The sequence below is a fragment of the Arthrobacter sp. Soil762 genome (assembly GCF_001428335.1).
GTDB lineage: Bacteria > Actinomycetota > Actinomycetes > Actinomycetales > Micrococcaceae > Arthrobacter.
Genome location: NZ_LMSG01000020.1, coordinates 290,059 through 306,512 on the forward strand (window position 1 = coordinate 290,059; position 16,454 = coordinate 306,512).

Sequence of the window (16,454 nt, forward strand, 5' to 3'; positions counted from 1 at the left end):
GAGTCAAGTGAAATTCGATGATGAAGGGCGAGTTAATGACAACGATGTCGAATCGTTACCAGGCGGACTCCGCCACGAACCGGCCCACCATGCGACATGTTGCTGCGCTGGCCGGAGTGGGCATTAAGACCGTCTCCAGGGTGATGAACGACGAACCGGGCGTCTCCGGGGCCACCCGGCAAAGGGTGCTTGCGGCGTCGCAACAGCTCAACTATCAGCTGGACATGGCGGCGGGCAGCCTCCGCCGCACAGGCCGCCAGACACTGTCCATCGGGCTGCTCCTGCCCAGCGTGGCCAACCCGTTCAGCAGCGAGATCCACCGGGCAATGGAAGACACCCTGGCGGCCCGCGGGATTGCCGTGTTCGCCGCCAGCCTGGACGATGACCCCGAGCGGGAAAAGGCGCTCGTGTCCGCGTTCCTCGGCCGGCGCGTGGACGGCCTGGTCCTGACCCCCATCGCCCGGAGCCAGGCGTACGCCATCCCGGAACATTCCCGGGACCTGCCCATGGTCTTCATTGACCGCGAGCCGGTGGGGATCGACGCCGACGCCGTGGTGACGGACAACGCCGTCGGCGCTGCGCGCGCAGCTGCCCACCTCATGGCCCACGGCCATACAAAGCTTGCCTACCTGGGCGACCGGCCGGATATCCAGACCGCCCGGGAACGGCGTCGCGGCTTCATTGAGGAACTGGGCCGGGCAGGACAGGCGACGGCCGCTGTGCCGGTCCGGGAGGGGCTTCACGACGAGGAGTCTGCCCGGCTGGCCGCACTGGAGATCCTCACGGCCGAGCATCCGCCGACGGCGATCTTCTCCAGTCAGAACCTCATCACGTTCGGCGTTATGCGCGCACTGAAGGAACTTGGTGCCAGCCGCCGCGTGGCTCTGGTGGGCTTTGACGACTTCACACTGGCGGACATGATGGAGCCGGGCATTACTGTCATCGCCCAGCACCCGGAGCGGATCGGGAAGCTCGCCGCGGAACGGCTGCTCGCCCGGATCGACGGCGATAGCAGCGCACCGCAGACATACGTTGTTCCGTCCGAGCTCATCCAGCGCGGCTCCGGAGAGCTCCCGCCGCCCGCCGGCTGAACACGACAGATCCAATCCGATCCCGCTGCAATCCACGGCCAATTCATAGCTCAGCAAACCCAACCACCAGCAGATCCAGGCAATCCCGAGGGGATAATCATGACCAAAACGCTTTACGCCGAATTCACCGTCAAACCCGGCCGCGAAGACCGGGTGGCGGAGATGATGCGCCAGTTGACCAACGAAGTAAGGCAGGAACCCGGGAACCAGCTGTTCCTGCCCTACACCCGGGAAGCGAATCCCCGTGAGTACTTCGTTTTCGAGGTCTACGAGGACGACGCCGCTTTCCAGGAGCACATCAGCGCGGACTACGGCGCTCGGTTCAACGGCGAGCTCGCGGACCTGATCGAAGAGGACGGTTCGGTGCTGACCTGGCTGCAGCCAGTCCACTGACCAGCCGGGCTACAGGTCACGCGCTCCACTGACCGCCCGCACGGCAGACGCCAAATCCCGGGCTTGTTCGCGATTCCTAACCTTGAAGGCAGGGTTCTGCGGACAAGCCCGGGACGGTTCAGCCTACTTCTGGCGGTCCTTGACCGGATTCGTCAAGGTGCTGAACATCGACTGCGCCACCGGAGTCACGGTGATTGACTTCAGCTGCGCCGTGCCGCCGTCGGCAAAGAGCGCCACCTGGTTGGCTCCCGCTGCGGGGAACACCTGGTCCGTGATGGTCCGCTGCCCGCCTTGGGTGAAGACCTCCACGGAAGACCTGTCGACATACACCCGCAGGGTGACTGTGCCGTCTACATCCAGGGTGACGGGCGCAGAGTCCACGGAGGTGAACAGCGGATGGAAGCCGGTGTCCCCCGAATTCTCCCGGTCCACGTACACCTCGCCGGTGGTCCGGTCGTAGCCGATCTCGGTGGCGGTGTTGCCGATCCCCAGTACGGTGATTCCGGCCCGTGAAGCCGTGCCCGGCGCGAGCGTGACATCGATCCGCTGGACCTGGCCCCAGGCTGCCGCGGGCAGCGCAGTGGTCCCCGGGGCAATGTCCCGGGCGCGCTTCTCGGCATAGCTCGGCTTCGCAGCGAGGTCATCCACCTGCTTGACAGCCCTCTGGGTGAGGCGCGGTCCGGCCGGAGTCTGCGTCAGCGCTACTTCCCGGGGCAGTGACATGGCACTGCGCCACGGCGAAGTAGGAATGGCCTGTGCATAATCCCAGTTGTTCATCCAGCCCAGCATGATGCGTTTGTCCTGGGGCATGTTGGCGAAGGAAACGGACGCGTAGTAGTCCCGGCCGTAGTCCAGCCAGTCGTACGTCTGGAGCCGCGGGGTGGCCGCCTGCTCCGACGCCACAAACTCATCGGCCAGGATGTGGCCCCAGCCGAACCGGTTGTTGTCCACCACCCTGATGCTGGCCTGCCTGCCCCTGAATTCGGCGACGTTCCAGGAGGTCCAGTCCAGGACCTCGCTGTTGGCGCCTGTGGCTGTCCGGACCACCTGGCCGTCCACCACCAGGTTCACGGTGGTCTCGTCGGACCGCGGCACTGCGGCCTGATCCGTGAGCATCACGTGGTCCAGCGTCAGGTGGCCCCAGCCGCCGGTTGCCTGGTCCACGATCCGAAGCTGGGCCTCCTGCCCGGCGAACTCCGCAACGTCCCACCCCTTCCAGTTGAGTTGGCCGGCATCGTCCCCGGCCAGGCTGCGCACCACAGCGCCGTTCACAAGGAGCTGGACCTCCAGCTGCTGCCCTGAGCCGGCGGTGCGGTGTCCGCCGCCCACCAGCATGCTCATAAAGTCCCGGGAGAGCGTGAACGACGGCGACGTCATGGTTCCCTGCCTGTCGTCACCAGGTGCGCCGCCGGTCTCAAACGTGTTGATCCGCTTGGCGCCGATATAGAAGTCACCGCCGGACGTGGCGGGCTGGAACGAAGGTGCGAGGTCGGCGGTACCGGTCCAGCCGGCGTCGGCCATTGACGTTCCGTCCGGAACCTCGAACCCGTTGAACAGGAGGTCGCCGGCCGGCGGGGTGTTATCCAGTTTGTCCGAGACACGGGGGTGCTGGCCGCCGCCCACCAGGAAATTCAGGTAGTCGCTGGTGACGGTGAACTGCGGGGATTCCGCGGTGCCCACGGGCCAGTCGCCGTCGTTGAACGAGTTGATCAGGCCTGCCCCGGCGAATCCGCTCACCGTGTTTTGTCCGGGCAGCGGTCCGGTGGCCGGAGCATCTCCGAACGGGCCGTTCTTCCAGTTTCCCGGCTCGTTGGCGACGGTCCAGCCGCCGTAGGTGCCGTCGTTGAAACCGGCGAGCGGGGTTCCCGCAGGGAGGGTATCGCTTGCTTTGGTTGTCTCGGAGGTGAAGGTTGTGCCGTCGAAGTCGCCAACAAAGTACTGACCGGCGGATCCGCCCGCAACACCGCCGGGGTTGATGTTGACCACCATGACCCACTTGATGTTGGCGGGGTCGCCGTCAACGGCCAGGGGGAAGAGGTCCGGGCATTCCCAGAGCCCTCCGGTGGCGTTGGCCGGCCCGAATTCGCTCAGGAGCGTCCAGTCCTTGAGGTTCCCGGATTTGTACAGCAGGACCTTGTGGTCTGCGGCTTCGACGGCGGACATCACCCAGTAGCCGCCGCCATCCGGGGTGCTGTACCAAAAGACCTTGGGGTCGCGGAAGTTGGCCGAGTTGCGGTTCAGCACCGGGTTGGCGTCGTACTTGGTCCAGGTCTGGCCGTCGTCCAGGCTGTAGGCCAGCGACTGTGCCTGCAGTCCCTCATGGGGCGAGCCGGGTTTGTACGCGCTGGTGTAGACGGCCACCAGCGGCGGGTTCTCCGCCGTCCCGAACCCTGAGGTGTTGTCCTTGTCCACCACCACGCTGCCGGAGAAGATGTCCTGCTGGTCATCGGTTGCGATGGCCAGCGGCTGCTCTGTCCAGTGCGTCAGGTCCTTGGACGTGGCATGCCCCCAGGACATGTTGCCCCACGTATTTCCCGACGGGTTGTGCTGGTAATAAAGGTGGTAAACGCCCTTGTGGAAGACCATTCCGTTGGGATCATTCATCCAGTTCTGTTTCGGCGAGTAGTGGAAGGCCGGCCTGTACTGTTCCCCACCGAGGGGCGTTCCGGAGCCGGCGTCAGCCTCGGAAACATTCCGTGAGGAGGCTGGTGTGGTTGCCTGGGCTGCCGTGCCCCAGGCCGGGGCCGAACCGGCGAGTGTTGCGGCGAGGCTGAGGCCTGCCAGGGTGAGTGCCGAACACGTAAAGACCGTTCGGGATTTGTTGATCTGCATGGATAGGGGTGCCCTTCATCGCGCGTGCCTGAAATAGACAACGTTGTCAGTGACTGGAACGGTAGGGGATGTCCACAAGACAAGTCAACGCTTCGAAGCGGTCACGTGCCGATGGTGAAGCGGACCGGCGGCGGCCCCTGCAATAATCGGAACCAACGTGTGTCCGGGGCGCAGCGAAGCCCCGGCGTGCAAAGCAGCAATGTAAGTTCGGGCCCATCACACCAGACGAGGCGGACATCCATGAAGGCTCCAGACCAGCAGCACGCTCAAACTTTCGGAACGCCGGTACCGGCCGATGGTGATGCGGGCGGTCATGAGCCCGTGGACCAGCACCTTCTCCAGCGTTTGGCGGACGCGCATGGGGTAGGCGCCTCGTTCCACGGCTGGGACGGGCTGCCGCACAGCGTCGCCGCGGAGACGCTGATCAAGGTCCTGGCAGCGCTCGGCGTCCCCGCCCACACGAATCAACTGATCGAAACTGCCCTGGTCGAGGCGGAAGTGGCGCCGTGGCGGCGAATGCTGCCCCCCGCCGTCGTGGTTCAGCAGGGCGAATCCGCGCTGGTTCCCGTCCACGTCCGGGACGGTGCCACGGCCCGCCTGCACGTGGTGCTTGAAACGGGCGCGGGCGTGCCCGTGGAAGCCGTCCAGCAGGATGTCTGGGTGGCGCCCCAGGACGTGGATGGCGTGGCCACCGGCCGGGCCACCTTCGCGCTACCGGAGGGGTTGCCGCTGGGCTGGCACACACTCCAGGCAGAGTCCGACGGCGTCACAGCCGAGAGTGCGCTGGTGGTGGTTCCGGCGCGGCTCACCACCGCCGATTCCTTGGCTGAGCGTCGCGGGTGGGGCCTGGCAACGCAGCTCTACTCCGTGCGGTCCAAGCGGTCCTGGGGGATCGGCGACTTCGCCGACCTCGCGGACCTTGCCGCGCTCAGTGGCGCCCGTGGCGCGGACTATGTCCTGGTCAATCCGCTGCACGCCGCGGAACCCGTGCCGCCGGTCCAGCCCTCGCCGTACTCGCCGTCGACGCGGCGTTTCTTCAACCCGCTGTACATCCGGGTGGAAGCCATCCCGGAAATCGCCTACCTGAAGCCGCGTAAGCGCGCAGCGGTGGACAGCCTGCAGGAGCAGGTCCAGGTCCTGAACAAGGACGGCGAACGGCTGGACCGCAACGCCGTGTACGCCGCCAAGCTCCAGGCCCTCGAACTGCTGTATCACGCCCGGCGCTCGCCGGCGCGGCAGGCAGCGTTCGACGAATTCTGCCGGATCTCCGGCTCCGGGCTGGATGACTTCGCCCTGTGGTCCGCCATCCGGGAAGACCTGGCACCGGACCATCCGCTGTGGACCGATCCGGACTGCGCGCTGGGATCCCCTGAAGCGGAATCGCTGCGCGGGAAGCTTGCGGACAGGATCGGGTTCCACCGCTGGCTGCAGTGGATCTGCGATGAACAGCTTGAGAACGCGCAGCAGGCGGCACGCCGGGCCGGGATGCGGCTGGGCGTGGTGCACGATCTTGCCGTGGGCGTTGACCTCAGCAGCGCCGACGCCTGGACCCTCCGTGACGTTCTGGCACCCGGGATCAGCGTGGGGGCGCCGCCGGACATGTACAACCAGCTGGGCCAGGACTGGAACCAGCCGCCGTGGCATCCCGCCCGCCTCGCGGAGGCAGGCTACGCGCCGTTCCGCAATATGCTCTCCACCGTGCTCCGGCACGCCGGCGGCATCCGGGTGGACCACGTGCTGGGCCTGTTCCGCCTCTGGTGGGTGCCGGCCGGCAACTCCCCGCGCGACGGCGCCTACGTCACGTACGACCACGAAGCACTGATCGGGATCCTGGCCCTGGAGGCGCAGCGCGCCGGTGCCGTGGTGATCGGCGAGGACCTGGGAACCTTCGAGCCGTGGGTGCGCGACTACCTCGCTGCCCGCGGCATCCTGGGCACGTCCATCCTTTGGTTCGAGAACGACGGCGATTCACCCCTGCCGCCGGAAAGGTACCGGACGCAGGCCCTCGCCAGCGTGAACACCCACGACCTGCCTCCCACCGCCGGCTACCTGGCGGGCGACCATGTGGCCCTCCGCAGCAGGCTGGGCCTGCTGGAACGCTCCGAGGCGGAAGAGCGGGCGGAGCACACGGCCACGCTGGAAAAGATGATGGGGCTGCTGCGGGAACGCGGGTTGCTGCCTGAGGAAGAGGGCACCTCCGGCACCTCCGCCGCCGGTGGTGCTGGCGGCAGCGGTCCCGACGGTGGCGGAAGCGAGGAACGCACCATAGAAGCACTGCACCGCCTGCTGGCCCAGACGCCGTCGGTCCTTCTCGGGGTGGCGCTGGTGGATGCCGTGGGGGAGCGGCGGGTGCAGAACCAGCCCGGCACCACCGAGGCACTGTACCCGAACTGGCAGGTCCCGCTCGGCGGTCCGGACGGCAGTCCGGTGTTCATCGATGACCTTCCTGCCAATCCGCGGTTCAACACTTTGCTGGGAGCCGTCGCGGAGGCGCTCCGCGGCTGACCCAAGCCGCAGCTGAGCACGACCGGTAACCCGCTTTGCCGTGGGTCAGCGGGTAACCTCCTCCAGGAGTTCCAGCACGTGGCGGTACTGCGCGCCGGTTGCCCGCGTCATGCCCAGTTCGCAGGTCCGGTTGCAGGAGGCGTGCGCCGCAGCGCCCATGTCCGCCACTTCCGCGGCCTGCTTTGCGGTAGCTGATGCCGTCAGCTCCGGGTGCAGCATGCCACGGTCCCCGGCGAATGCGCAGCAGCCCCAGTTTTCGGGGACCTCCACGCGATCGGCGACGGCACCGGCCACGGCACCGAGGGCATCGTTGAGCCCCATCCGGGTGGAGGAGCAGGTGGGGTGCAGGGCCAGCGACTCCAGCTTCCCGTGATCGGGCAGTCCGGGGAGGATCCGGTCGGCAACGAAGTCCACGGCGTCCACCATGCGCAGCGGACGCTGCCCGGCCGCCGGCGTGTCCGATTCGACGGCCTGTCGCAGGCCCTCGGTGCAGGAGGACGCGTCGCAAACGATGGGCAGCTCGCCGTCCCGGGTGGCCTCCCGGAGCGCTGCGAGGGTCTTCTCCCGCATCGTTTCCTGGCCGGCGGCCATGCCTTTGGAAGACCAGGGGGTGCCGCAGCAGAGGCCGTCGATCCCTTCCGGGACAAGGAGCATCAGCTCTGCCCTGGCACAAAGCTGTTCGAAGCTGTATTGGACGCCTTTCCCTTGGCTGTCCTGGGCCGTGCCCGCAGGCCCGAACATGGTCCCCACGCACGCAGGGAAGTAGACAGCGTCCACTTCGCCCGCCGGCGTCGGACGCTTCCGCACCGGACCGCCGCCCGGCAGTTCGGCCGAATACAGCGGGACTGTGTCTGCCCCAAGCACTGCCCGCGCGGCCTTGTTTGGCGGGGCGATGGCGGTGGCCGGGAGTCTGTTGACCACTGTCAGGGCCAGTGAAGCACCCCGGGTGACGCCCTCCCAGTGCTTGGCGGCGGCATTCCACGCGCCGTTGGCGAGCGGGCCGGCGTCGGCCTTCCGCAGCTTTTTAACGAGCGATCCGGTGTTGATGTCCACCGGGCAGGCGGTCTGGCACATCCCGTCCACGGCGCAGGTGTCCACAGACTCGTACTCGTAGTCCTTTTCCAGTTCCTTGACCAGCGCAGTGTCCCCGGCCAGCCGTGCGGATTCGATGGCGCGCAGCGTGACGATCCGCTGCCGCGGAGTCAGGGTGATGTCCTTGCTGGGGCACACCGGCTCGCAGTAGCCGCAGGAGACGCAGCGGTCCACTTCCTCTGCGACCGGTGGCGCTGTCTTGATGTGCTGCAGGTGCGCCAGGGGGTCTTCGTCCATCAGCACGCCCGGGTTGAGCATCGCGGCAGGGTCGAACAGCCGCTTGATGCTGCGCATGACGTCATAGAGCTCATCGCCGTATTGCCTGCGGACGTAGGGTGCCATGACGCGCCCTGTCCCGTGCTCGGCCTTCAGGGATCCGCCCTCGGCCAGGACCAGGTCCACCATGTCTTCGGTGAAGGCGCTGTAACGGTCCAGTTCTGCGGCGGTGGCGAAACCGTCGGTGAGCATGAAGTGGACGTTGCCGTCCTTGGCGTGGCCGAAGATCACGCTGTTGCCGTAGCTGTACTTGTCGAAAAGCCGGATCAGCTCCCGGCAGGTGCGGCCCAGCGCCGGGACAGGGACCACAATGTCTTCCAGCAGCGCGGTGGTGCCCTGGGGGCGCGCACCGGCGACGGAGGCGTAGAGGCCCTTGCGTAACTGCCAGAGCTGGCCGCGTTCGCGGGAGTCGCCGGTGAACCGGGCCGGAGCGGACAGCCCGAGGCCGTCGAGGATGCCCTCGCCGTTGACCTGGAGCTCCGCCAAATGTCCGGCGCTGCCGGCGGAGTACTCCACAAGCAGTGCGGCATGCTCCCGAACCGTCAGGTCCTGCACGACGGCGGGAGTTCCCTTGAGTGTCTGGCCCACCTTCAGTGACAGCGCGTCCATCAGCTCAATGGTGGCGGCTCCTGTCCCGACGAGGGCGGGCAGGGCCGCGTTGGCGGCTTCAAGGTCCGGGAACACCAGCAGGCCTGCGGCGGCGTGCTGGAGGCGCGGAATGGTGTGGAAAACCGCCTCTGCCACGAAACCCAGGGTGCCTTCGCTGCCGACGATCAGGTGGGCCATGATGTCCACCGGGCTCGTGAAGTCCAGCAGGGAGTTCAGGCCGTAGCCCATGGTGTTCTTCATGGAAAACTGCTGCCGGATCCGGTCGACCGAGTCGGGTTTGTTCCGGACCCGCTCCGCCAACCGGGCCAGGCCTGCATAGAGTTCCGGCTCGAGGGCGCGGAGTTTCCGGTCGGCGTCCGATGCACCGGTGTCGATCACGGTGCCGGAGGGCAGCACCACCGTCAACGACTCCAGGGTGCGGTAGGTGTTATCCACCGTCCCGCAGTTCATGCCGGAGGAGTTGTTCGCCACCACACCGCCGATGGTGCACGCCGCCTCACTGGCCGGATCGGGGCCGAATTTCCGGCCGTAGCGGGCGAGTCTCGCGTTGAGGGCCCTGACCGTGACGCCGGGCTGGACACGGACCCGCGCGCCGTCGTCGAGCACTTCGATGTCCCGGAAGTTTCGGCGCACGTCCACCAGCACGCCGTCGGTGACCGCCTGGCCACTGAGGCTGGTCCCGCCGGACCGGAAGGTCAGCGGCACACCCTGGGCGGCGCTGGCCCGCAGCAGTCCCCCTACTTCCGCAGCATTCCCGGCCGTGACCACAGCTTGGGGGATCAGCAGGAAATGCGAGGCATCATGGGCGTTCGCGTGCAGGTCGATCGCCCGGGTCTTCACCTGGGCGGGATCCTTCACCGCCGCGCGCAGCCCAGCCAAGTCCACGGGTGCCATCAGGGGACCATCCAGCCCAGGACGGGGGTGGACTGCAGGAAGATCAGCACGGTGATGAGCGCCAGCAGGCCAAGGCTCCAGCCGAGGAGCTTCCGGAACAGGGTTCCCTCGGCACCGTCAAGGCCCACCGCCGCCGAGGCTACGGCCAGGTTCTGCAGCGACAGCATCTTGCCCATCACCCCGGCGGAGGAGTTGGAGGCGGCCATCAGCACCGGAGACAGGCCGGTCTGCTCCGCTGCGGTGGCCTGCATCTGGCCGAACAGGGAGTTGGAGGATGTGTCGGAGCCGGTGAGTGCCACACCAATCCAGCCGATCAATGGCGAGAGGACGGCGAAGAATCCGCCCGCGGAGGCCAGTGCAAAGCCAAGGGTAGTGGTCTGGCCGGAGAGGTTCATTACGAAGGAGAGGCCCAGCACGGCTGTGACGGTAACGATGGTCCAGCGCAGCTGTACCAGGGTGTCCCGGTAGACGCGCAGTCCCTGTGATGCAGAGATTTTGTACAGCAGCATGGTGAGCAGGCCGGAGAACAGCAGCAGCGTGCCGGTCGCCTTGAGGTGGTCCAGTTTGAACTTCGTGGCTGCGACAGGCTTGCCGGCCGAGTCGGTGATGTCCAGGCCGGGCCAGGCGAACGTGACGCTGCCAACCTGGCTAAGCCACGCCTTGACGAACGGAATCTGAGCCACCGAGAACACCGCGATGATGATCAGGTAAGGGGCTATCGCCATCCAGATCTGCCCTGGCTCGGGCCGCGAGTTATCGGTGGGTACTGCACTGTCAGGTCGTACAGCACTGCCCGTGGCGGGCCGTCCGGCAGAGTGTTTTGAGCTCGCTCCGCTCCCTGGACCGGCACCTGCGCGGGCGCCGACGGGGGCTGCCTCGGCTGCTTCCGGCGCGGCCTGAACGGCTCCTCCCATTCCGACGGTTTCTTTCGGCTGCCATACCTTCAGCATCAGGAGCACGGCGGCCACTGTTACCACGGCGGCCACAACGTCGGTGAGTTCCACGGCGAAGTAGTTGGAGGTGACAAACTGCGCCGCACCGAAGGCGACGCCTGCCACGAGGGCTACGGGCCAGGTCTGCTTCACTCCGCGCCGGCCGTCGACGATGAACACCAGCAGCAGCGGAACGATCAGGGCGATGAACGGAGTCTGGCGGCCGGCCATCGAGGAAAGCTCATTGAGCGGCAGGCCTGTGACGCCGTTCAGGGCGATGATCGGCGCGGCCATCGCGCCGAAGGCTACCGGGGCGGTGTTGGCCAGCAGCGAGACAATTGCTGACTTCAGCGGCTTCATTCCTGCAGCCATCAGCATGGCGGCGGAGATGGCCACGGGCGCGCCAAAGCCGGCCAGGGATTCCAGCAGGGCGCCGAAGCAGAAAGCGATCAGGATGGACAAAATCCTGAGGTCGTTCGAGATGGAACGGATAGTGCGTCCCAGCACTTCGAACCACGGCGTGGCGACGGTGAGCCGGTAGATCCACAGCGCATTCACCAGGATCCACAGGATGGGAAACAGGCCGTAGAAGATGCCGGCCGCGGTGGCGCTAAGGGCCTGGGCGACCGGCATCTGCCAGCCAACGATGGCAAGCACGAGGGACAGGGCGAGGCTGGCCAGGGCTGCTTTGGGTGCCTTGACCTTAAAAACGCCCAGCAGAACAAATAGCAGGACGAGGGGAAGCGCCGCGAAAAGGGCGGAAAGCACTAGGGACCCGGCAATGGGGTCGAGGATCTGCTGAAACATGTGTCTCCAGATTGTGTTAGGCGTCACAACACCGTGGCGCCCTTCGATTGTCTAACAAGTACACATGTTGGTCAAGTGCATGTGTTGACTTGTCTGGCAAGATTGAAGGAATTGGGTTTTGGTTCAGTTGGGTTTTTGGTTCGGAGAGGATGCGCGCATGGTCGGCCGTATTGCAGCAGTTTCCATCGTGGACGCCATCGCAGCGGATCTGCGGAGCCGCGTCTTCTCCGGTGACCTGGGTTCCGGCGAGGCGCTCACCGAGACAGACGTCGCCACGTCGTACGAAGTGGCACGCCCCACCGCCAAGGCCTCCATCGAGAAGCTCGTGGCGGAGGGGCTGCTGGACCGCGGCACGCACAAGACCGCACGCGTTGTTGACCTGGGGCCGGAATCAGTGCGGGACATCTACCTGGCACGCGCCTACCTGGAAAGCGAAGTACTACGCCGGCTGGCGCGCACCAAAAACGTGCCGCAAGGGGCTGTCCAGGCCAACCGCGATATCGCGGCATTGACGTCGGGCGCACCGCTGGACGTTGTGGAACCGGACATGCGTTTCCATACAAGCCTGATCGACGCAGTGGCCAATGAGCGCATCAGCCGGATGTACCGCTCGCTTGTGGGCGAGGTGCGGCTGTGTATGGTCCGCATCCAGTCGCTGCACCTCCTGGACACGGAACTGATACTGGCCGAACACCAGAAGATCCTCGAGCTGATCGAGGGCGGCCAGGGCGAGGCCGCCGCCGAACTGCTGGACAAACACCTTGGGCGCGCGCGGGAACGGCTCGTCGCCGCTATGGGGGGAAGTGCTGGCCCGGAGGCTGAGTATCCGTCAGGGCTGCTGCAGGAGTAGCCGGCTAGCCCGCCATGAGCAGGTGGGTGGTGTGGTCGTACCGGAAGGTGACCGGGCCGCCGTCGTGCGTGTAGGAGATGTTCCCGCCGTTGGGCACCCCGCCAGCCCCGTAGTTCACGTCCCAGCTGCGGTTCAGCGCCGCCTTGAACTCGTACGTGCCGGCCGGCAGGTCCGGCACGGGCAGCTTCCACACCAGCGTTGCCGGGTCCAGGGTCAACTGGGCCTGGTCGCAGGCGGGCTCCCAGTCGGCGGCGCACCCGAGTTCGTTGTCCAGGCTTCCCGCGATGGCAACGGCACCGGGCTGTTGTGAGGCGTACCCGGCGCTGAGGACGTGCGTGCCGTTGTCGTAGCGGAACGTGACTGCTCCGCCGGGGTGGTCCAGCACGATGTCGCTGCCACCAAGAACTCCGCCGGCGCCATAGTTCACATCCCAGCCGCCGTCGAGCGCTGCCTTGTACGCGTACTGACCGGCCGGCAGGTCTGCCGTGAGCCGCCAGATGTTGTCCGCCGGGTCCAGGGTCATCAACGCCGCCGGGCAGGCCGGGTCCCAATCCGCAGGGCAACCCATCTCGGAGTTCAGCGACCCCGCCACGGTCACCGAACCGGGCTGCGGGGCGTCGCCGACCGTAACCGTCCGCGGCTCGCTGACCACGCTGAAGCCGGGGCCGCTCATATTGGCTCGGTATTGCACCTTCGTGCCGTCCGCGAGCTCGAGTGCCGCCAGGTCATCCACCACGGAGTACACCGGTGAGGAGCCATCGGAGCCCACGGCCGTCCATCCGCCGCCGGCCACGCTGCGCTCGAAGGACGCCACATGGCTGGACTTTTCCGGATCGGCCGTCGCGCTGAGCTCAACGGCCCCCTTCACGCTGCTTCCTTCCAGCGGCGTCTGCAGAGTCAGGGCCGGCGCCGGAACTGCGGCCGCCCGGGGCTGGCTGGTGGCACGGTGGCCCCCGTTGTCCAGCACCGTGGCGCGGTATTCCAGGGCGGTGCCTGCATCCAAGGCAGCGACATCGTGGAACACCTGGTAGGGCGCGGTGTCGTCAGTGCCGATCGGCGCCCAGCCACCGCCCGCCGTCCTGGCCTCGAAGGTGACCTCGTAGAACGAAGCACCGCCGACGTCGGCCGTCACGTTGATCCGGCCGTTATCCGTCGGTGCCGCGGCAGGTTCCTGAAGCGCGACGGCGGGAGCCGCCTTGGAATGCGGAATGCGGCCCGATGACTGGTAGACCACGGCCGACAGCGGCGGGACGGTGACCGTCAACTTTCCGTCCGCTGAGGTCTTAACTTCGTCCGCACCCGCCCCGTAAATCCTTGTGTAGCTGCGCTTGCTGATGTAGGTGGGGACGTCCGCGGTTTGAGGCTGCTCGCTGTTGTTCAGGGCCACGACATACTCACGCTGATCCTCCGCGTCGGTGCGGGAGAAGGCGTAGATCCCGGGCCCCTCGGAGGCGTAGCGGTGCTGGTGGGCGCCGTCGCGCAGGGCCGGGTGGTCCTTGGTCAATGCCGCCAGTTCACTGATCTTGGAGTACAGCGGGTGGCCGGCGTTGAAGTTGTCGGTCGCGTGCGTGGCATCGGTGCCCAGCAGATCGTCGTCGAGGTACTCCGGCACCTGGCTGGCGAAGAGCGTCTGGCGGGCGTCCTGGTCGCCGCCGGGGCCGGTGAAGCCCTGCTCGTCGCCGTAGTAGATCACCGGGTTGCCGCGGGAGAAGTACATCAGCTCGTGGGCCAGCTGGTCGCGGGCCACCTGCTCCGTGTCGGCTGAACCCGGGTTGTCGGCCGCGATGAAGCTGCCGATGCGGCCCATGTCGTGGTTGCCCAGGAAGGTGGGCAGTTGGTAGACGTTGGAATCGGCATCGGTGTACCAGTCGTCGCCAGCAAAGAAGGTCTCCAGCGAGCGGGTTGCCTGGCTCTTGGACGCGAAGTTCCGTGCGGCCTCCTGGAACGGGAAGTCCAGCACTGCCTGCATCTGGTTGCGCGTGGTGAACTGGGAGGTGAAGGACTTGGTCGTGTCGAAGACTTCGCCGAACATAAAGAACTCGTCCTTGCCCTGAGCCTTGGCGTAGCTGAGCATCTCCGGGCCGAATTCCTGCCAGAACTCGTTGTTGACGTGCTTCATGGTGTCGATCCGGAAGCCGTCCACCCCGAAGTCGCCGATCCAGGACTTGTAGATATCCTCCATGCCGTCCACCACTTTGGGGTTCTCGGTGAAGAGGTCATCCAAGCCGAAGAAATCGCCGTAGTAGGAGTCCTCGCCTTGGAAAGTGGTGTCGCCGCGGTTGTGGTACAGCGTGGGATCGTTCAGCCAGGCGGGAACTTTCAGGTCCTCTTCTGCTTTATCCAGGACGGGGACGTAGGGGAAGGACGTCTTGGCATCGAGCTCCGGAAAGTCGTTGGACCCGGCGAAGTCGCGGTCATCGAACTCGTCGCCGGCAGCCGACTTGTACGGCTCGGCGTCCTTCGAAACGTAGGTCTTGCGGGCGCCCTCTTCGTAGCCGATCACGTCCGCGGTGTGGTTGGTGATGATGTCGAAGTACACTTTCATGCCGCGCGAGTGGGCTTCGTCGATCAGAGCCTTCAACTCGTCGTTGGTGCCCAGATGGGGGTCGATCTGGGTGAAGTCGGTGATCCAGTAGCCGTGATAGCCGGCTGACTTGTCCTCGGGCTGCACCGCCTTGTTCTTGAAACTGGGAGTGAGCCAGATGGAGGTGGTGCCCAGGCCCTGGATGTAGTCGATTTTGTCCAGCAACCCGGCCAGGTCGCCGCCGTTGTAGAAACCTTTTTTGGTGGGGTCGTAGCCGGACACCATGGGGTCGTTACCCAGGCCGCCGTCGTCATTGGTGGTGTCCCCGTTGCTGAATCGGTCGGCCATCACAAAGTAGAAATTCTCGTCCGTCACCGGGGCGCGGAGTGAGTGAAGGGCCGACGACGACCCCGGGTCTTTCGGGCCCGGCGCGGCGTGGGCAGGGAGGACGGAGGTCGACACGAGCATGGCTGTGGCGAGCAGTCCCAGCCATGATGTCGTGGGGTAGTTGAGGCGTTGGATGGAGCCTCTGCGGGTGCGTGTGTTCACGTCAGGAGACCTTCCTGGTAGCGGCGATGCTGTGCAGGCTGCGGGGAAATGTGCTGGGGACAGGTGAGTGCGGGCGTCAGTTTGCGGTCAGATGCGCGGTTCGCGGTTGCCGATCATGGAACGATCGCCATGTGAACCACGGCACACTGTAAGCGCTTGCACCGAATAAATCCAGTCTTTTTAGACACGCCGCCGGAGGCTACCTTCGCGTACATTCAGAGGCGGGCGACGGTGCCCGGAGCCCATCAGTTCGCGGAAGGTGTACCCATGTCAGCCACTGAATTTCATGTTGAGTCCCTTGCTGGGATCGCTGAGCGGCTTCGCTCGGCCGGGTGCGTCTTTGCGGAGGAGGAAGCCGAGCTTCTCCTCGCCGCGGTGTCCGGCCCGGCCGAAATCGCTGCGGCGGTGGAGCGGCGCGCTGCCGGGTACCCGCTGGAGCACATCCTGGGCTGGGCAGAGTTCTGCGGACTCCGGATTGAGCTCGATGCTGGGGTTTTTGTTCCGCGCCGCCGCACCGGGCTCTTGGTGAATGAGGCCGCAGCCCTGCTCTCGGCGGACCCGAAGCGGGAGCCTCTGGAGAGTTCGGAGCCCGCCGTTGTTGTGGACCTGTGTTGTGGGTCCGGTGCGGTGGGGGCCGCCATCGCCTGCCGGATTCCGGGGCTGGAACTCCATGCGGCGGACATTGACCAGGCTGCGGTGGACTGCGCCCGCCGGAACATTGGCCGCGTGGGTGGCGAGGTCCACCAGGGCGACCTGTTCGATGCGCTGCCGCGCGCCATCAAGGGACGGATCCGTGTTCTGGCTGTCAACGCCCCCTATGTCCCGACCGGCGCCATCAATTCCATGCCGCACGAGGCACGCGAGCACGAACCGTTGTGGTCGCTCGACGGTGGCACTGACGGACTCGCGTTCCACCGCCGCGTCGCTGCGGAGTCCAGCGAATGGCTGCGGCCCGGCGGGAATCTCATCATCGAAACCAGCGAGCGGCAGGCCGGAGGGACGTCGTCGATCCTGGCGCATGCGGGCTTCGCGGTGAGAACTGTCCGCTCGGAAGAACTGGACGGCACCGTTGTAGTCGGACAGGCTGGGCCTTAGTGGAG

At 66.2% G+C, this 16,454-nt stretch carries 9 protein-coding genes; 5 read left to right on the plus strand and 4 right to left on the minus strand.

Annotation, left to right across the window (positions count from 1 at the left end):
• The first annotated feature begins 89 nt into the window (after window positions 1–89).
• A complete protein-coding gene (locus ASG77_RS17560) occupies window positions 90–1,091 on the plus strand; it encodes a LacI family DNA-binding transcriptional regulator (protein WP_056347997.1) in 1,002 nt (333 codons plus the stop codon).
• A gap of 99 nt (window positions 1,092–1,190) precedes the next feature.
• On the plus strand, window positions 1,191–1,484 hold the full coding sequence (locus tag ASG77_RS17565) for a putative quinol monooxygenase (RefSeq protein WP_056347872.1): 294 nt from the start codon (window positions 1,191–1,193) through the stop codon (window positions 1,482–1,484).
• Between the two features lie 123 nt (window positions 1,485–1,607).
• Here the strand turns inward: ASG77_RS17565 and ASG77_RS17570 are convergent, their stop codons facing one another.
• Entirely contained in the window at window positions 1,608–4,316 is a 2,709-nt protein-coding gene (locus tag ASG77_RS17570; protein WP_056347874.1) for a GH32 C-terminal domain-containing protein, read from the minus strand.
• Between the two features lie 240 nt (window positions 4,317–4,556).
• On the opposite strand from ASG77_RS17570, the gene malQ reads away from it, so the two are divergent.
• Entirely contained in the window at window positions 4,557–6,821 is a 2,265-nt protein-coding gene (gene malQ / locus ASG77_RS17575; protein ID WP_082576129.1) for a 4-alpha-glucanotransferase, read from the plus strand.
• A 45-nt stretch (window positions 6,822–6,866) separates the two neighbouring features.
• On the opposite strand, the gene ASG77_RS17580 is transcribed toward malQ, so the two are convergent.
• Window positions 6,867–9,692 (minus strand): FAD-binding and (Fe-S)-binding domain-containing protein, encoded by a 2,826-nt coding sequence (locus ASG77_RS17580; RefSeq protein WP_056347878.1) that lies wholly within the window; start codon window positions 9,690–9,692, stop codon window positions 6,867–6,869.
• Window positions 9,692–11,431 carry an L-lactate permease gene (locus ASG77_RS17585; RefSeq protein WP_056347880.1) on the minus strand — a complete coding sequence of 580 codons (1,740 nt, stop codon included), beginning with the start codon at window positions 11,429–11,431 and terminating at the stop codon, window positions 9,692–9,694. Before ASG77_RS17585 ends, ASG77_RS17580 begins: the two co-directional genes overlap by 1 nt.
• 157 nt (window positions 11,432–11,588) lie before the next feature.
• On the opposite strand from ASG77_RS17585, the gene ASG77_RS17590 reads away from it, so the two are divergent.
• Window positions 11,589–12,281: a GntR family transcriptional regulator gene (locus tag ASG77_RS17590; protein WP_056347883.1), complete on the plus strand. Its 693-nt coding sequence runs from the start codon at window positions 11,589–11,591 to the stop codon at window positions 12,279–12,281.
• Between the two features lie 4 nt (window positions 12,282–12,285).
• On the opposite strand, the gene ASG77_RS17595 is transcribed toward ASG77_RS17590, so the two are convergent.
• The gene (locus tag ASG77_RS17595; RefSeq protein ID WP_056347998.1) at window positions 12,286–15,273 is read right to left on the minus strand and encodes an alpha-amylase family glycosyl hydrolase; all 2,988 of its coding nucleotides are present in this window, start codon (window positions 15,271–15,273) and stop codon (window positions 12,286–12,288) included.
• A 348-nt stretch (window positions 15,274–15,621) separates the two neighbouring features.
• On the opposite strand from ASG77_RS17595, the gene ASG77_RS17600 reads away from it, so the two are divergent.
• On the plus strand, window positions 15,622–16,449 hold the full coding sequence (locus ASG77_RS17600) for a putative protein N(5)-glutamine methyltransferase (RefSeq protein ID WP_056347885.1): 828 nt from the start codon (window positions 15,622–15,624) through the stop codon (window positions 16,447–16,449).
• Window positions 16,450–16,454 lie beyond the last annotated feature (5 nt).